Genomic DNA, 17,083 nt, shown 5'->3' with positions numbered 1-17,083 from the left:
GGATTAAATAATAATTCGACGCAAAGATCATGGCAAAGCTGATAATTACCCACCGAATTCGCACTCATCGCCAGTTCTTCTTTAGCTTTCCATTCATAAACAGAGTGATCTACAAAAAGAATATCTTTACTTAGAGGAATGTTTGCCGCTACAGTTGCATAAATATAAGCCAGTCTGGCTTTATTGTTGTGGCGTAGTAGGCGCGCTAAATGATAAAGACTTTCCGCCCGTTGTGGGCGATATTCATAAGTGGATAGCAATAAATTTTGTATCTCATTGAGTGAAGCATTTAATTCGATTTTTAATAAAGCGATTTGAAGGAATGAATAATAGACTTCTTCAGACCATCCACCGAGATTAGCGCGAATGGCATACCATTCAATGGCTTTTTCATACATATCTGCATCACGATAAGATTGTGCGGTATAAAACGCATAGCGATCTTTCAGATCTTCATCTTCAGGTGAATAGAAGGCTTTTTCTAACACTTGAGCATCTTGGAAATATTTTTGTGGGTTGTTGCTACGAGCCCCAAAACGACCACTAATGACATAGTAATCGCCGAATATTTTTTGCTCAGTGATAGTCGTTTTACGTTGTTCAATGAATTCATGTAATACGCCACGCCAATAGAATGAACCATCATTACGAAACATGAGAACTCGGAAGTAAACATTTGAACCTGTAATGCTATTTGCCATGCGCAGATAATAACGATCGCAAGTCAGTTCTTCAGGCAGAACAAATTCCCCTTCAAAACGATCATCGGCATCAAAGATTAATACATAATCGGTTTTTCCTTGTGCATGTTGTAACGCACAGTTACGGTTATGGGCAAAATTCACCCATTCATCGTTGTGAATTTCGCCAGGAATGCCTTTTTCATCAAAGAATTGTTTGATAATGTCTGCAGTATTGTCGTCTGATCCTGTATCACTAATGACATAATAATCTAATGGAACATGAGCAATAATGTTCTCTAATGTATCTCGGATGATAGCGGATTCATTTTTAACAATCATATTTAAACAGATTGTTTTTTTATCAGTTCTTTGAGTCATTTTTATACGTTTCGGGAAATATTTGTGAAGTCGTAGGTTTATTTTTTATGCTAGAGCATTATAGCGAAAATATGTTTTTTTGGTGAAAATTATGCGAAAAATGACCGCACTTTTTCCTCCCATATAGACAATTCCAATCACATCAATTTATAGCTTTCTCGTTCAGTTTTAGGCACAATAGAGCAAAATTCCAATGAGTAAAAAAGGATAATGAAAATGACTAAACATTATGATTATATTGCGATCGGTGGCGGTTCCGGCGGGATTGCCTCAATTAACCGTGCGGCAAGCTATGGCAAAAAATGTGCAATTATTGAAGCAAAACATCTCGGTGGTACTTGCGTAAACGTAGGTTGTGTACCGAAAAAAGTGATGTTCTATGGCGCACAAGTTGCAGAAGCGATTAATAGCTATGCACCTGCTTATGGTTTTGATGTAGAAGTGAAAAAGTTTGATTACGCGAAATTAGTCGAGAGCCGTCAAGCTTACATCGGTCGTATTCATACCTCTTACAATAATGTATTAGCGAAAAATAACGTGGATGTTCTAAATGGTTTTGCACGTTTTAAAGATGCGAAAACGATTGAAGTGAGCTATGCAGATGGTTCAACAGAATTAGTGACTGCTGATCATATCTTAATTGCGACGGGTGGCCGCCCAAGTATTCCTGCAGTAAAAGGTGCAGAATACGGAATTGATTCCAATGGTGTATTTGCTTTAAATGAATTACCAAAACGTGTTGCAGTAGTCGGTGCGGGTTATATTGCAGTTGAATTAGCGGGCGTTTTAAATAGCTTAGGCAGCGAAACACATTTATTTGTACGTCAGCATGCCCCATTGCGTAATCAAGATCCATTGATTGTCGAAACCTTAGTTGAAGTGTTAGCACAAGATGGTATCCAATTACATACCAAAGCATTACCAGAAGAAGTGGTTAAAAATGCGGATGGTTCGCTTACCTTGAAATTACAAGATGGCCGAGAAACCACAGTGGATACCTTAATTTGGGCGATTGGTCGTGAACCTGCTACTGATGTGATTAATCTTGAAGTAACAGGCGTGAAAACCAATTCGCGCGGACAAATTATTGTCGATAAATATCAAAATACAAACGTACCTGGCATTTATGCAGTGGGTGATATTATCGAAGGTGGTATTGAATTAACACCAGTTGCTGTGGCTGCAGGTCGTCGTTTGTCTGAGCGTTTATTCAATAATAAACCGAATGAACATTTGGATTACAACCTTGTGCCAACCGTTGTATTTAGCCATCCGCCAATTGGTACAGTCGGTTTAACTGAGCCACAAGCGATTGAGCAATATGGCGAAGAAAATGTGAAAGTGTATAAATCCTCTTTCACCGCAATGTACACTGCTGTAACTGAACATCGTCAACCTTGTCGAATGAAATTAGTGTGTGTTGGTAAAGACGAAAAAATCGTAGGCTTACACGGCATTGGTTTTGGTGTGGATGAAATGATTCAAGGTTTTGCTGTGGCAATCAAAATGGGGGCAACCAAAGCAGACTTTGATAATACGGTGGCGATTCACCCAACAGGTTCAGAAGAATTTGTCACAATGCGTTAATTGCAGATAAAGAAAGTGCGGTCAAAATCTCTGATGTTTTTGACCGCACTTTTTATTATGATTTGTTATTAGGCTGCTGCGCGATTGCCTAATGTACCATCATCTTCCATTTCTTTAGCCACACCGACGACCTCAGCAATTTTGTCTCCTTCTTTAAAGAATACGAAACCACCATGTTCCATTTTGACCCAAGGTTCATCTTTGGTGAGTGGGAAAGTCGTAATGATGGTGACTTTATCACCATCTTTGGCGTAATCATTAAAATCAATGACGCCATCATCATCAATGCGGTGTGCTTTACCAAAAGGGGCTTTACGTGTTAAGTAATGCAAATTGGTTGAGCAGTGGGCAATCATCCATTCTCCGTTTGAAAGAATGAAGTTAAAGGTGCCTTTTTGTGAGAGCTCTTTGGTAATGTCTTGAATGGCTTCAAAAATTTCCATTTCAGACGGTTTACGACGGAAGCGATTTTTCAAATATTCCGCCATATAACAAAATGCCGTTTCTGAATCCGTTGAGCCAATAGGTTGGCAGAAACTCTCAGACATATCCGGTAGATCTTTTAAATTACCGTTGTGAGCAAACACCCAGTTTTGTCCCCAAATTTCACGAATAAAAGGATGGGTGTTTTCAATGGTGACACCGCCTTGCGTTGCTTTACGAATATGAGCAATCACATTGAGCGATTTAATTTTGTATTGTTTTACACAATCCGCAATAGGGGATTGTGATGCAGCATGGTTATCGCGAAAAATACGCACACCACGACCTTCAAAAAAAGCGATACCGAAGCCATCTGAATGGCAGTCAGTAAGACCAGCACGACGACGAAAACCTTCAAAAGAAAAGACAATATCCGTCGGTGTATTACAGTTCATTCCGAGTAATTGGCACATAAATTCCTACAACTTATTTTTATATTTTTATAACCTTATAATGTGTGCTGATTTAACACCATAATGCGTTGAAATTCAAGATGGATAACAAAGGATTTTTAGAAGAAAATGTTACATAAAATAACCTGAAAATCTTTCTGATCTGAAGGCTAGGGATGAGCACTTTATTAAGTTAATAAAAAAGGCGTGTTTATCACGCCTTTTGCTATATTTTTTAAGATTATGCTTTAATTTCGGAGCGGCTTTTTAAGAAAAAGAGTGCGACTGTTGAGATCAACATCACAAAGCCAACGCCCACATATAAACTCTGCTTATCCCAGCCCACATCTAATAATTGACCCGCAATCGTTGGAGCAAGAATTGCACCAATACGACCGATACCAATTGACCAGCCCACACCGGTGCTACGAATATCGGCATCATAAGTAAGCGGGTTTAAAGTATAAAGGCCGCTGATACAACCATTCATGAGGGCACCAACTAAAATACCGAATACCATCGCAATCCATAAAACAGACGAGGATAAGATAAAGGTAATGATTGCTGCAGAAGATAAGACAGTGAATAAAATTAACACGCCTCGTGCTGTCCAACGACTAGCCAGTAAGCCATAGATTAAGGCACCACAAGTGCCTCCTAATGAGATCATCATTCCGACGCTCACACTTTGCTCTGTCGTCATGCCCGCTTCTTTTAATAAGGCGGGTGTCCATGAGCTGATAAAATAGAAGCTGAACATGATTGCAAAGAAAGCCGTCCAAATTAACAGGGTAGAATGTAAGTATTTTTCGCTGAATAATTGGCTAATAGGTAATTTATTTTTAACTTTTTCTACTTTTGCAGGAAGTTTCCAATCACCGGCTAAACCAATTTTTTTTGCAATTAAATTTAACCGCACTTCTGCATTTTTAGGTTGTTTGGAGGTGAGAAAATCAATGGATTCCGGTAACCAAATAAATAACACCACTAAAAGTAAACCGGTTAAGATAGCGCCTGCTAGGAACACAGAACGCCAGCCATACTCACCTTGTAGCATCACGGCAAACATACCACCTAATACCGCACCGATACCAAATCCTGCTGCATAGACACTTATCGCAAAACTGCGCCATTTACGAGAGGAGTATTCACTGGTGATCACGTTTGTGCCCACTAAAATACCGCCGACACCCAGACCGGTGATAACGCGCCAGAAACCTAGCCATTGATATTGTGAGATAAATGCTGAACCTAACATCCCAATAGCGGAGAGTGATACTGCCATTAATAACAATGGGCGACGACCAATTTTATCCGCAAGTGGAGCAAGGAAAAGTGAGCCGGCAGTCATACCAAACAAGCCGGCACTTAATAAATAACCTAACTCAATCCCCGTGAGGCCAAATTCGCCACGAATGGCTGTTGCAGTGAAGGCCAGGGCTAATACATCAAAGCCATCAAGTAAATTCATGATGGCAGCCATCACCACAATCATCCATTGATAAGCCCCCATTGGGCTTTGTTCTATTTTGGCTCTAAGAGAAAGGGTTTCAGTCATTTTATTTCCTTAAGTTAAGCAAACTGGCGGGAGCTTGCGAGAGATTGAAGTTTACGCAAAATCATGCTGAGTACCACGCCATAAGCGGGAACAAACAAGACGATGCCGACAAATAATTTAAATAAGTAATCGACGAATCCAAGGCTAAACCAATGTTCTGCCATAAATGGATCACTACTTTTATAAAATGCTACACAAAAGAACATAAAGGTATCGGCAAGGGAACCAAATGTCATGGAGCTGCTCGGGGCAATCCACCATGTTTTTAATTGGCGTAAGCGGTTGAATACTAACACATCTAATAATTGTCCGAAAACATAAGCACAGAAACTCGCAAATGCAATACGGAAAACAAACATATTGAATTCACTTAATGCACTTAAGCCTTGATATTGTCCATTAGAGAAAACAACCGAAACAATATAACTCACGATAAGTGCTGGAATCATTACGATAAAGATGATCCAACGCGCTTCTTTCGCCCCAAATACACGTACCGTTAAATCAGTGGCTAAGAAAATGAATGGGAAAGTGAGTGTGCCCCATGTGCTGTGGAAGGAAAAATCATCAGCAAAACCAAGTGCGGTCAATTTTAAATTGATTTCAAATGGAATTTGAACGAAATAGTTACTGGCTGTGATGATGAAGATGTGAAATAAGCTTAATAAAATTAAAGCAAAACGTTTTTGTTGATCATTGAAGATAGGAGTATTAATTTTCATTTTAAGACCTTTTTAGTTGGTTAATCGGGGGTAGGGAACCCGACATGAGAAATAAATTCGCCAAATTAGCGAGCCGTGAATAATACTAGAATTTATTGGGATTGCAAGAAAGTGCGGTCAAAAATTTAGGCTTTTTATTTGTTTTATCTTTATTTTAATAACAGTGATAAGAATTTTCATTTACACTAAAATGATATTGTACTAGAATTCTCAGGCATTTTTATTTCACATATGCGTGGGGAGCATTCAATGTATAAAACCAATCATTTAAAAACAACATCATTCTTTGCATTAAGCACATTAACAATCGCGCTTTTTTCAAGCTATTCTTATGGCGAAGAGAAGCTTGAGGAAATTAAAGTTACAGCAGAAAATCAGGTAAAACAATCACTTGGTTCTTCTCTTGTGACGGCAAAAGATTTAGAGAAACGTCCTGCGACAAATGATATTTCTGAAGTATTACGTACTATGCCCGGTGTGAACTTAACGGGTAACTCATCTACAGGACAACGTGGTAATAAACGTCAAATTGATATTCGTGGCATGGGGCCAGAAAATACATTGATTTTAGTGGACGGAAAACCTGTCACCTCTCGTAATGCAGAACGTTATGGTGTGCGTGGTGAACGTAATTCCCGTGGCGACAGCAACTGGGTGCCGGTTGAAGCGATTGAAAAAATTGAAGTATTACGTGGTCCTTCAGCAGCACGCTATGGTTCAGGTGCAATGGGTGGGGTGGTGAATATTATCACAAAACCCGTTACCAATGATTTGCACGGTAGCTTAAGTTATTACACTAATCAACCAGAAGACAGCAAAGAAGGCGCAACGAACCGTGTAGGTTTTAATCTAAGCGGGGCATTAATTAAAGATGTATTGCAATTCCGTTTATATGGTAACTGGAACAAAACAGAAGCAGATGAAGTCGGCATTAATGGCGATCCTGCAATTGCTGGGCGTGAAGGTGTACGTAATAAAGATATTAATGGCCGTTTAGTGTGGAATATCAATGAGAAAAATAAATTAACCTTGGATTCTGGTTTCAGTCGTCAAGGCAATATTTATAACGGTGATACGCAAAATAGCTCAGCAGGGCTTTACAATAATAAAAACTATCCTGAAACCAAAACGTTGGCAGGAAGTAAAGCTGAAACTGCTCGTTTATATCGTCAGAACTATGCTTTAACCTATGAAGGTAAATTCGATCATTTTGACAATAAAACTTATATTACTTTTGATAAAACTAAAAACAGCCGTTTACCAGAATATTTAGCGGGTGGTCCAGAAGGTAGTTATTCTAGCACGTCAGCTTTTAGCGATTCTATTCTTAAAAATACGCGTTTTAGTTCAGAATTCTATATCCCATTTACCTTGGGTGTAGATCATATGCTGACAGTTGGTTTTGAAGGTGCACATAGCAGTTTAGATGATGACGCTTCTATGACACAGTTACTTGGTGGACGACGAGACAAGAATACAGGGAAGGTGCTTTATGATTTGAAAGAACGCCTACCAACCAGCATCTCAAATGTACGAGGTGGTCATAGCAGTCAAACTGAATGGGCAGTATTTGTTGAAGATAATATTTCAGCAACCCAATCTACCATCTTAACGCCATCTTTGCGTTATGATTACAACACCTATTCTGGTTCTAATCTAAGTGGCGGATTAAACTTCTTACAAAGTCTCAACGATGATTGGAGAATTAAAGGTGGGATAGCAAGAGCTTATAAAGCACCGAATCTTTATCAAACTAACCCGAATTACTTGTTGTTTACTTTAGGTCAAGGTTGTCCAACGAATGTACCAAATAATAAAACTTGTTATTTCCAAGGTAATAGCGACATTAAACCAGAAACCAGCTGGAATAAAGAAATCGGAATTGAATATGATAAAGACGGGCTTCTTGCTTCTGTGGCTTACTTCCGTAATGACTATCGTAACAAAATCGTGTCTGATGGTGAATTTATCGGTTTAACTAACTTAGGTAACTATGTGTATAAATGGGGTAATGCAAACCGCGCAGTGATTGAAGGTTTTGAAGGTAATCTGACATTACCATTAATCCAAGATAAATTAAACTGGGTGAATAACTTCACTTATATGCATAAAACCAAAAATAAAGATACCGGTAACCCGCTTTCTATCGTGCCGAAATATACCTTGAACTCAAGCTTAAGTTATAAAATTGCCGATAGTTTGGATGCAATGTTAACTTATACGCAATACGGTAAACAAAAATCCCGTAAAAATCCGGAAAACCGTATGGAAAATGGTAACAACACGTACGTTAATCAACTTGCTGGCTCAGAAGATATTGGTGGCTATGCAGTTTGGGGATTAAGTGCGGGTTATAATTGGAAAGATACAATCAGCATTCGTGTTGGCGTAAGTAACTTATTTGATAAACGCATTTATCGTTCATCAAGCAGTACAAATTACAATGCTCATACTTATAACGAACCTGGTCGTGCTTATTACGCAACGGTAAAATATACTTTCTAAGTAAGAATAGATGATTCAAGCCCTGTTTATACAGGGCTTTTTTTGTGTGTGATTAACTTAGACAACAAAAATGCAAAGAAATCTTGACTTAATACATGAAAATAAATAATAATTATTATCATTTTAATTTTATTAAGGGTGTACTTATGAAGAAAGCAAATTTTGCCTTATTGCCACTTGCTGTGTTTATTGCAGCGAATGTTCAAGCTGAAGAACAATTAGATGTGATTAATGTTGTGTCTGAGAATAGCGGGGCAAAAAGTAAAACCAATGTGATTACGACAAAAACAATGGAGCGTAGCACTGAGACTGAATTAAAAGGTTTATTAAAAGATGAGCCAGCAATTAATTTTGGTGGTGGTCGTGGTACATCACAATGGTTTACGATCCGAGGTATGGGACAAGATCAAGTTGATGTGAAAATTGATGGTGCTTATACCGATGCACAATTATTCCATCACCAAGGTCGTTTCATGTTTGATCCGTCTTTATTGAAACGTGTTGATGTGCAAAAAGGAACAGGTTCAGCAAGTGCAGGGATCGGGGCAACAAGTGGTGCGATTGTTGCAGAAACAGTGAGCGCAAAAGATTTGCTCAAAGAAGGGCAAGATATTGGCTTCAAAGTTCACGCAGGTGTAAGTTCAAATAGTGGTTGGTCTAAAGGTGCGACCGTTTATTCTAAAGCAGGCCCATTAGATGCATTAATTTCTGCTAATTTTGTGACTGAACGTGATTATAAAGACGGTAATGGATATAAAGTCAAAAATAGTGCATTAGGACAGCGTGGTTTATTGGCTAAGCTTGGTTTTGATTTGAATGAAAATCACCGAATTGAAGTCAGTCATCGTCAAGAACGTCATTATGGTGTCCGTGCCCTTCGTGAAGAATTTGATTTTGCACAAGACAATAATGAGGCGAATAATGCTCCTCGCTATCGTATCACACAAAATGATACGACAAGCGTAGAATGGAATGGTAAGGACATGGGCTTTGTGACGAACGCTAAAGCCAATGTATATCATTCTGTGATTAATCGTAAAGAACCAAGTGAGAATTCGAAAACACGCTTAATTGCGAATGGTGCAAATTTAAATTTAGAAAGCGCAGTGGGTCAGTCTCATCTTATTAAATACGGTGTTAATTATCGTGATCAAGAGGGTAAACCTAATTCGCTAACCGTACAAAACGGTGTTCAAATGAAAACTCAAAAGAAACGTGATGTAGGTGTTTATGCTGAAGGTATTTGGGGCTTAGGTGCTTTTACCTTAACAACTGGATTACGTTATGATCACTTTGATTTCCGAGCAATGAATGGCAAAAAATCGCATAAGGGAAGTGTAAACCCAAGCGTTGGTTTAATTTATGAAGTGAATAATGATCTAAGCTTTAATGCGAGCTTAAACTATGCAACACGTAGTCCTCGTTTCCATGAAGTGATGTTATCTTCAGGTGAAACTCGAGGTCGATCATCCGTTTATTCAATTGCATCGAATATCAAACCAGAGAAATCACGCAATGCAGAGGTGGGTTTCAATTACAAACTTGCTGATAATTTCTCTTTAAACGGAAGCTATTTCTGGCAAACGGTAAAAGATACACATGCATTTACGCAAGTAAGCCCTGGTTTTTATGAAATCCAAAATGCAGGTAAGCTAAGAAACCACGGGTATGAAGTCGGTGCTGCTTATAAATATGAAGGTTTAACATTACGTGCAGGCGTGGCTTATAGTAAACCTGAATTAGATGGCAGAACAGTGGATAGTACTGTGACAGCTATTCCGATTGGACGTACTTGGACGACAGGTGTGTCTTATCGCTTTACTCAACCTGATATTGAAATTGGCTGGAAAGGTCGCTTTGTACAACATACCAGTTATGACGCAACAACAAATAACCGTGGAGGTGGTGCAACAACCACTAAACGTCCAGGCTATGGGGTAAGTGATTTCTATATTACATGGAAACCGGCCGAAAATATCAATGTGAACCTTGCGCTAGATAATGCGTTTAACAAATATTATAGAAGCCACAGCCAACGTGCAGGTGTATCAACATTACCTGAGCCAGGTCGAGACATTCGTTTAAATGTCAATTATACCTTTTAAATAAATTTCCAATTGCTTAACAGGGAATTAAAAGTGCGGTCGATTTTGACCGCACTTTTTTATTGATTGAATTTAGAAAATAGTGAATTTCAGATAATAAAAAACCCTGCATCGGCAGGGTTCTTCACACAGATTCAAATTATTTTGTACCTGGGATTTTGAAACGGCTGTTAAAGCGTTCAACACGACCACCAGTATCAACAACACGTTGTTTACCAGTGTAGAATGGGTGGCAGCTACCGCACACATCAAGGTTGATGTCTTTGCCTAAAGTTGAACGAGTTTTGATCACGTTACCGCAAGAACAAGTTACAGTAATCTCTTTATATTCTGGGTGAATACCTTGTTTCATAGAAAACCTCAAATTGAAGCCACGCCGCTATAAGTGCTTTCCACTTACACCGCGTGAGTTAATAATCGCCGACAATCCGGCACCAAATAGACTGCGAATTATACTGAAAAAATCAAATTGATCAAGAGGTGTGCTTTAGTGATAGAATCATCGCAAAATTTTTGCTTATTTTTGACCGCACTTTAGGAAAGTTATGTTAGCCCAATCCTCTGTCGATGCCCCTTTTGCCCATTCAGTTCTACAATGGTATGAAAAGTTTGGGCGTAAAAATTTGCCTTGGCAGCAAAATAAAACCCTTTATGGTGTTTGGCTTTCCGAAGTGATGTTACAACAAACTCAAGTTTCTACCGTTATTCCTTATTTTGAGCGATTTATCAAAACCTTTCCTAATGTGACCGCACTTGCTAATGCGTCGCAAGATGAAGTATTGCATTTGTGGACGGGACTAGGTTATTACGCACGTGCGAGAAATTTACATAAAGCCGCTCAAACCATTAGAGATGAATATCAAGGTGAATTTCCTACGCAATTTGAGCAAGTTTGGGCATTAACAGGCGTGGGACGATCTACGGCTGGCGCAATACTATCTTCTGTGCAAAATCAACCTTATCCGATTTTAGACGGCAATGTAAAACGCGTCCTTTCTCGTTATTTTGCTGTTGAAGGTTGGCCTGGCGAGAAGAAAGTTGAAAATCAATTATGGCAGTTGAGTGAACAGGTTACACCAACAACGAGAGTCGCTGAATTTAATCAAGCGATGATGGATATCGGTTCGGGGATTTGTACTCGAACAAAACCTAAATGCGATCTTTGTCCTTTAAGTAACGATTGTTTAGCCAATAAACTCGAAAAGTGGACGGCATTTCCTGGAAAGAAACCGAAAAAATTGTTGCCGGAAAAACAAAGCTATTTTTTGATTTTATCTTATCAAGGGAAAGTCTGGCTAGAACAGCGCGAAAGCAAAGGCTTATGGGGCGGATTGTATTGTTTTCCTCAGTTTGATGATAAACAAACATTGCTGAATTATCTGAAAGAACAAGGGATTACCGAGTATCAAGAATGGGTAACTTTCCGTCATACGTTTAGTCATTTTCACTTAGACATTCATCCCATTTATGTTGAAGTTGATCGAAAATCTGAAGAGGGCGATCGTTCAGATTGGAAAAAATTGTCAGAAAAAGGAAAAGAATCTCAATCTGGTCTATTAAGTGAGGTCAAATATTGGTATGATCCAACGTCACCTGAACAGATCGGGTTAGCTCAGCCTGTGAAAAATTTATTAACGCAATTTGTAAGGAATTATTATGGCTAGAACTGTTTTTTGCGAATATTTGAAACAAGATGCGGAAGGATTGGATTTTCAACTGTATCCCGGTGAATTAGGTAAACGTATTTTTAATTCAATTAGTAAACAAGCATGGGGCGAATGGATTAAAAAGCAAACCATGTTAGTGAACGAGAAAAAACTCAATATGATGAATGCCGAACATCGTAAATTATTAGAAGAAGAAATGGTGAATTTCTTATTTGAAGGCAAAGATGTGCATATTGAAGGTTACGTTCCCCCATCTAAATAACAAAAGATTATGAAAAAGTATTTATTATTGGCGCTACTTCCACTTTTATATGCTTGTAGCGACTCGCCAACCCATCGACGTGGCATTAATTACGACGAAGTGTTTTCAAAAGACACGCAAGGTTTAGATATTTTAACTGGTCAATTCTCCCATAATATCGATCGTATTTGGGGGGTGAATGAGCTTTTAGTGGCGAGTCGTAAAGACTACGTGAAATACACGGACTCTTTCTATACGCGTAGCCACGTAAGCTTTGACGAAGGTACAATTATTGTTGAAACTCAACAAGATCTTAATCGCTTACACAATGCGATTGTTCATACTTTATTGATGGGTTCCGATGCGAAAGGGATCGACTTATTCGCTTCTGGTGATGTACCGATTAGTACGCGTCCTTTCTTATTAGGTCAGGTTGTGGATAACAATGGCCAGCAAATTGCTAACCAAGTGATTGCAAGTAACTTTGCGACTTATTTAATCCAAAATAAATTACAAACACGCCGCCTACAAAATGGTAACACCGTACAATTTGTAGTGATCTCCATGATTGCAAACCATGTTGAAGTGCGTGCACAAAAATATATTCCATTAGTCCGTAAAGCCGCAGAACGCTATGGTATTGATGAAAGCTTGATTTTAGGTATTATGCAAACAGAATCCAGCTTCAACCCGTATGCGATCAGTTATGCGAATGCAATCGGCTTAATGCAAGTGGTACCAAGCACAGCAGGTCGCGATGTGTTTGCGATGAAAGGTAAAGGTGGGCAACCATCTGCACGTTACCTTTATGATCCAGCAAATAACATTGATGCGGGTGTCTCTTACTTATGGATTCTGCAAAATCAATATTTAGATGGTATTACAAACCCTACCTCTAAACGTTTTGCAATGATTTCTGCCTACAACAGTGGTGCAGGTGCAGTATTACGCGTGTTCGATGAGGATAAAGATGAAGCGATCTATAAGATCAACCAGATGTATCCAGAACAAGTGTATCGTATCTTAACGACTGCACACCCATCCTCACAAGCAAGAAACTACTTGTTGAAAGTGGATGCGGCACAGAAGAAATTCCGCGTAAGACGATAATTTCAGCGATGAAATACAATGCCCGAAAGAATTTTCGGGCATTATTTTTTGAGAAAGTGCGGTTATTTTTGATTGCATTTTACAAAATACGTTCTTTTTATAGTCGTTTTGGTTATTAACCACTCAAACACACCAACTTTTTTACTTTTTTTGAATTTAATTGTTGACCGATACCCGAAAAAATAGTTTAATACGCTCCGTTGTCAGGCAGTAGCCAATAACGATAACGCCTCGATAGCTCAGTCGGTAGAGCAGGGGATTGAAAATCCCCGTGTCGGTGGTTCGATTCCGCCTCGAGGCACCATTTCCTCCTTAGTTCAGTCGGTAGAACGGTGGACTGTTAATCCATATGTCGCAGGTTCGAGTCCCGCAGGAGGAGCCAAATTCTAAGAAGCCGCTAAAGCAATTTAGCGGCTTTTTGCTTTTCAGAATTCAGTCATTATTCTGTTGTTTTTCCTCTCTTTAAAATTTGCTCAAATTTCTCACCGCACTTTTTTGATCTAGATAAATATTTATGTAAAAAAGTTACATAAAATTGTTAACAAGATCACACTTTATTATTTTTCACTTTGCAATCAGCCTATAACCTTATCATAATTCTGCCATTAATTTAATGAATGAATATTCATTGGATAAAGATTTTATAATTTAACTTTAGAGGGTAATGTATGGACACTACAACTAATAAAAAATGGAATAAATTTGATACAGCTTGGGTATTAAACTTATTTGGAACTGCGGTGGGCGCAGGGGTATTATTTTTACCAATTAATGCAGGGATGGGCGGTTTTTGGCCTTTGGTTGTGATGGCGATTTTAGTCGGACCGATGACATATTTTGCGCATCGTGGCTTGGCTTATTTCGTGTTGTCTTCTTCTAAACCAGGCAGTGATATTACCGAAGTAGTCGAAGAGCATTTCGGTCCAACAGCAGGAAAATTAATTACTTTATTATATTTCTTCGCGATCTTTCCAATTTTATTGATTTATGGAAACGGAATCACGAATACCGTTGATTCTTTCATCGTTAATCAATTAGGCATGGCTTCACCAAATCGTGCAATCCTTTCTTTTGTATTGATTGCGATCTTAATTTCGGTAATGTTATTCAGTGAAAAAGTAATGTTGAAAATCACTGAATTATTAGTTTATCCATTGGTATTGATTCTCTTTGCATTATCAATCTATCTCATTCCTCAATGGAATGTATCAATGCTTTATGAGCTTCCTACTGCTGGTGGTTTTGTCACTACATTGTGGTTAACTATTCCAGTATTAGTCTTCTCTTTTAACCATTCTCCGGCAATTTCTTCTTTCACGCTTTCTCAACAACGTGAATATAAAGATTTTGATACAACGGAATATCACATTGGTCGTACAGAAAAATGGACTTCAACCGTATTACTGTTCTTCGTGATGTTCTTTGTGTTTAGCTGTGTATTAACCTTAACACCAGCAGAGTTATTAGAGGCAAAAGCACAAAATATCAGTATCTTGTCTTATCTTGCGAACAAATTTGATAATCCATACATTTCTTATTTTGCACCATTAGTGGCTTTCTTAGCGATTACCAGTTCATTCTTTGGCCATTATTTAGGGGCTCGTGAAGGTTTAGAAGGTTTATACCTCAAAATGAAAGGTGAAAGTGTAAATCGTAAAAAATTAAATTACGGTACCGCAGTATTCTTCTTATTCACTTTATGGGGTGTTGCGATCATTAACCCAAGTATTTTAGGCTTAATCGAATCGCTTGGCGGCCCAATTATTGCGATGATCCTTTTTATTATGCCAATGTATGCTATCCGCAATGTCCCAGCGATGAAACGTTATCAAGGTCGTTTTAGCAATGTATTTGTAACAGTAATGGGATTAATTGCTATCTCTGCGGTCGTGTATGGATTATTATAAGCGGCTTTTTAGTTTAGCTTAGGATTGAAATAATATGATTAGTGTATTTGATATGTTTAAAGTGGGGGTTGGGCCATCCAGCTCCCACACTGTCGGCCCAATGAAAGCAGGCAAGCAGTTTATTGACGATTTAATCGAACAAGGTAAATTTGATTCGGTCGCGACCTTGCATGTGGATGTGTATGGCTCTCTCTCAATGACAGGGCTTGGTCATAATACCGATATTGCGATCATCATGGGATTAGCCGGTTATCTACCGCACGATGTAAACATTGATTTAATCCCAACCTTTATCGACCAGGTTAAACAAACCAAAAAACTGTCGATTGCACAAGGCAAAAAAACGGTTAATTTCGATTGGGATGCCAATATGGTATTCCATAATTCCTTTTTATCATTGCATGAAAACGGTATGACCATTACTGCATTAGATGCTGATCGTAACGTGCTTTACCGTCAAACTTATTATTCTATCGGTGGTGGTTTTATCGTGGATGAAGCGCATTTTGGTCAAGAGGAAGAAAATCCGGTGACTGTGCCGTATCCTTATCAACATGCTGAAGATATTTTGAAACATTGTCAGGAAAATGGCTTAATGCTTTCTACGGTGATGATGAGAAATGAATTAGCATTACGCGATAAAAAAGAGGTTGAAGCGCATTTACATAACGTTTGGAAAACTATGAAGGCTTGTATTGAGCATGGTGTCAATACAGAAGGCGTGTTACCTGGCCCATTAAAAGTTGTGCGTCGTGCGCCGTCACTTTATCGTCTCTTGCAAGCCAATAGTAATCGTCTTGCAAATGATCCAATGCATGTTATCGACTGGGTGAATATGTTTGCCCTTGCGGTAAACGAAGAAAATGCTGCCGGTGGACGTGTCGTGACTGCACCAACGAACGGTGCTTGTGGTATCGTACCAGCTGTGCTTTCTTATTACGAAAAATTCGTAGGACCTTTAACACAGGATGTGATTGAACGCTACTTATTATCAGCAGGTATGATTGGTTCACTTTATAAGATGAACGCGTCTATTTCTGGTGCAGAAGTAGGCTGCCAAGGTGAAGTGGGTGTAGCATGCTCAATGGCTGCAGCTGGTCTAACGGAAATCTTAGGTGGTACGCCGGTACAAGTGTGCATTGCAGCTGAAATTGCGATGGAACATAATCTGGGCTTAACTTGCGACCCTGTTGGTGGTCAAGTGCAAGTACCTTGTATCGAACGTAATGCCATTGCTTCAGTGAAAGCGATTAACGCCAGCCGTATGGCATTACGTCGTACTACAAACCCTCGCGTAACCTTAGATAAGGTGATCGAAACCATGTATGAAACAGGCAAAGACATGAATGCTAAATATCGTGAAACATCGAAAGGTGGCTTAGCGGTGAAAGTAGTCTGTTCTTAAGAGCTAATTGATAATAAAAGAGCGGTCAAAAATGCAGATGTTTTTCCAGCATTATGTGGCGTTGCATAAAGATCTCAAATTGACTTAAATTCTATTCAATTTTAATGCCTTTCTGAGTAAAAATGCCGAAAGGCATTTTTCCCAAAAATTTTACGGATAAACCAATTCTTTTTTACTTTCACTCAGATTTCTCAATTTCCTAAGCAAAAGGCATAACTCATTTTTCACTCCCTCATTTACATAAGCCATTTCTATCTTTTATTCAATACCATTTAAATCTGCTTAAGCCTGTTTGATTTCAGGTTTTAATGGAGGCTTTGTATTTTTGCTATTAAATTTA

13 protein-coding genes and 2 tRNA genes are annotated in these 17,083 nt (G+C 38.7%); 10 read left to right on the top strand and 5 right to left on the bottom strand.

The genetic code is table 11. The features are described from left to right. The coding region (locus O3746_RS10095; protein WP_371448965.1) for a glycosyltransferase at nt 1–1,061 on the bottom strand (1,061 nt) is incomplete at its 3' end. Nucleotides 1,062–1,277: 216 nt separating this feature from the next. Between O3746_RS10095 and gorA the strand changes: the two genes are divergently transcribed. Then, nucleotides 1,278–2,648, top strand: a complete 1,371-nt coding sequence (gene gorA, locus O3746_RS10090) for a glutathione-disulfide reductase (RefSeq protein WP_371448963.1) — start codon at nt 1,278–1,280, stop codon at nt 2,646–2,648. A 68-nt stretch (nt 2,649–2,716) separates the two neighbouring features. Here gorA and O3746_RS10085 read toward each other — a convergent pair whose 3' ends face one another. The 3 genes from O3746_RS10085 to O3746_RS10075 all read right to left on the bottom strand — a co-directional run bounded on the left by O3746_RS10085 (nt 2,717) and on the right by O3746_RS10075 (nt 5,803). Beyond that, the gene (locus O3746_RS10085; protein WP_070591740.1) at nt 2,717–3,544 is read right to left on the bottom strand and encodes a class II glutamine amidotransferase; all 828 of its coding nucleotides are present in this window, start codon (nt 3,542–3,544) and stop codon (nt 2,717–2,719) included. Between the two features lie 220 nt (nt 3,545–3,764). Further along, nucleotides 3,765–5,081 carry an MFS transporter gene (locus O3746_RS10080; protein ID WP_371448961.1) on the bottom strand — a complete coding sequence of 439 codons (1,317 nt, stop codon included), beginning with the start codon at nt 5,079–5,081 and terminating at the stop codon, nt 3,765–3,767. A gap of 14 nt (nt 5,082–5,095) precedes the next feature. Continuing rightward, a complete protein-coding gene (locus tag O3746_RS10075) occupies nt 5,096–5,803 on the bottom strand; it encodes a 7-cyano-7-deazaguanine/7-aminomethyl-7-deazaguanine transporter (protein ID WP_049373218.1) in 708 nt (235 codons plus the stop codon). A gap of 249 nt (nt 5,804–6,052) precedes the next feature. Between O3746_RS10075 and O3746_RS10070 the strand changes: the two genes are divergently transcribed. Next, on the top strand, nt 6,053–8,308 hold the full coding sequence (locus tag O3746_RS10070; protein WP_371448958.1) for a FepA family TonB-dependent siderophore receptor: 2,256 nt from the start codon (nt 6,053–6,055) through the stop codon (nt 8,306–8,308). Between the two features lie 146 nt (nt 8,309–8,454). Then, on the top strand, nt 8,455–10,413 hold the full coding sequence (locus tag O3746_RS10065) for a TonB-dependent receptor domain-containing protein (protein WP_371448956.1): 1,959 nt from the start codon (nt 8,455–8,457) through the stop codon (nt 10,411–10,413). Between the two features lie 139 nt (nt 10,414–10,552). Here the strand turns inward: O3746_RS10065 and rpmE are convergent, their stop codons facing one another. Further along, the gene (gene rpmE, locus O3746_RS10060) at nt 10,553–10,765 is read right to left on the bottom strand and encodes a 50S ribosomal protein L31 (RefSeq protein WP_054419104.1); all 213 of its coding nucleotides are present in this window, start codon (nt 10,763–10,765) and stop codon (nt 10,553–10,555) included. Nucleotides 10,766–10,958: 193 nt separating this feature from the next. On the opposite strand from rpmE, the gene mutY reads away from it, so the two are divergent. The 7 genes from mutY to O3746_RS10025 all read left to right on the top strand — a co-directional run bounded on the left by mutY (nt 10,959) and on the right by O3746_RS10025 (nt 16,743). Next, nucleotides 10,959–12,077, top strand: coding sequence for an A/G-specific adenine glycosylase (gene mutY, locus O3746_RS10055; protein ID WP_371448953.1), 1,119 nt, complete (start codon nt 10,959–10,961; stop codon nt 12,075–12,077). Then, a complete protein-coding gene (locus O3746_RS10050; RefSeq protein WP_049365232.1) occupies nt 12,070–12,342 on the top strand; it encodes an oxidative damage protection protein in 273 nt (90 codons plus the stop codon). The genes mutY and O3746_RS10050 overlap by 8 nt, the downstream gene beginning before the upstream one ends. A 9-nt stretch (nt 12,343–12,351) precedes the next feature. Then, on the top strand, nt 12,352–13,431 hold the full coding sequence (gene mltC, locus O3746_RS10045; protein WP_005696844.1) for a membrane-bound lytic murein transglycosylase MltC: 1,080 nt from the start codon (nt 12,352–12,354) through the stop codon (nt 13,429–13,431). 228 nt (nt 13,432–13,659) lie between these two features. Beyond that, nucleotides 13,660–13,735: transfer RNA gene (locus O3746_RS10040), tRNA-Phe, on the top strand. 2 nt (nt 13,736–13,737) lie between these two features. Then, nucleotides 13,738–13,813, top strand: a tRNA-Asn gene (locus tag O3746_RS10035). A gap of 286 nt (nt 13,814–14,099) precedes the next feature. Further along, entirely contained in the window at nt 14,100–15,338 is a 1,239-nt protein-coding gene (locus O3746_RS10030; protein ID WP_371448951.1) for an HAAAP family serine/threonine permease, read from the top strand. 34 nt (nt 15,339–15,372) lie between these two features. After that, a complete protein-coding gene (locus tag O3746_RS10025; protein WP_299306367.1) occupies nt 15,373–16,743 on the top strand; it encodes an L-serine ammonia-lyase in 1,371 nt (456 codons plus the stop codon). Nucleotides 16,744–17,083 lie beyond the last annotated feature (340 nt).

It is taken from the genome of Haemophilus sp. 27098_8_127 (assembly GCF_041433495.1).
Classification (GTDB): Bacteria; Pseudomonadota; Gammaproteobacteria; order Enterobacterales; family Pasteurellaceae; genus Haemophilus_D.
The sequence above is the reverse complement of the archived record's forward strand: the minus strand, read 5'-3'. Positions and strand labels throughout refer to the sequence as shown.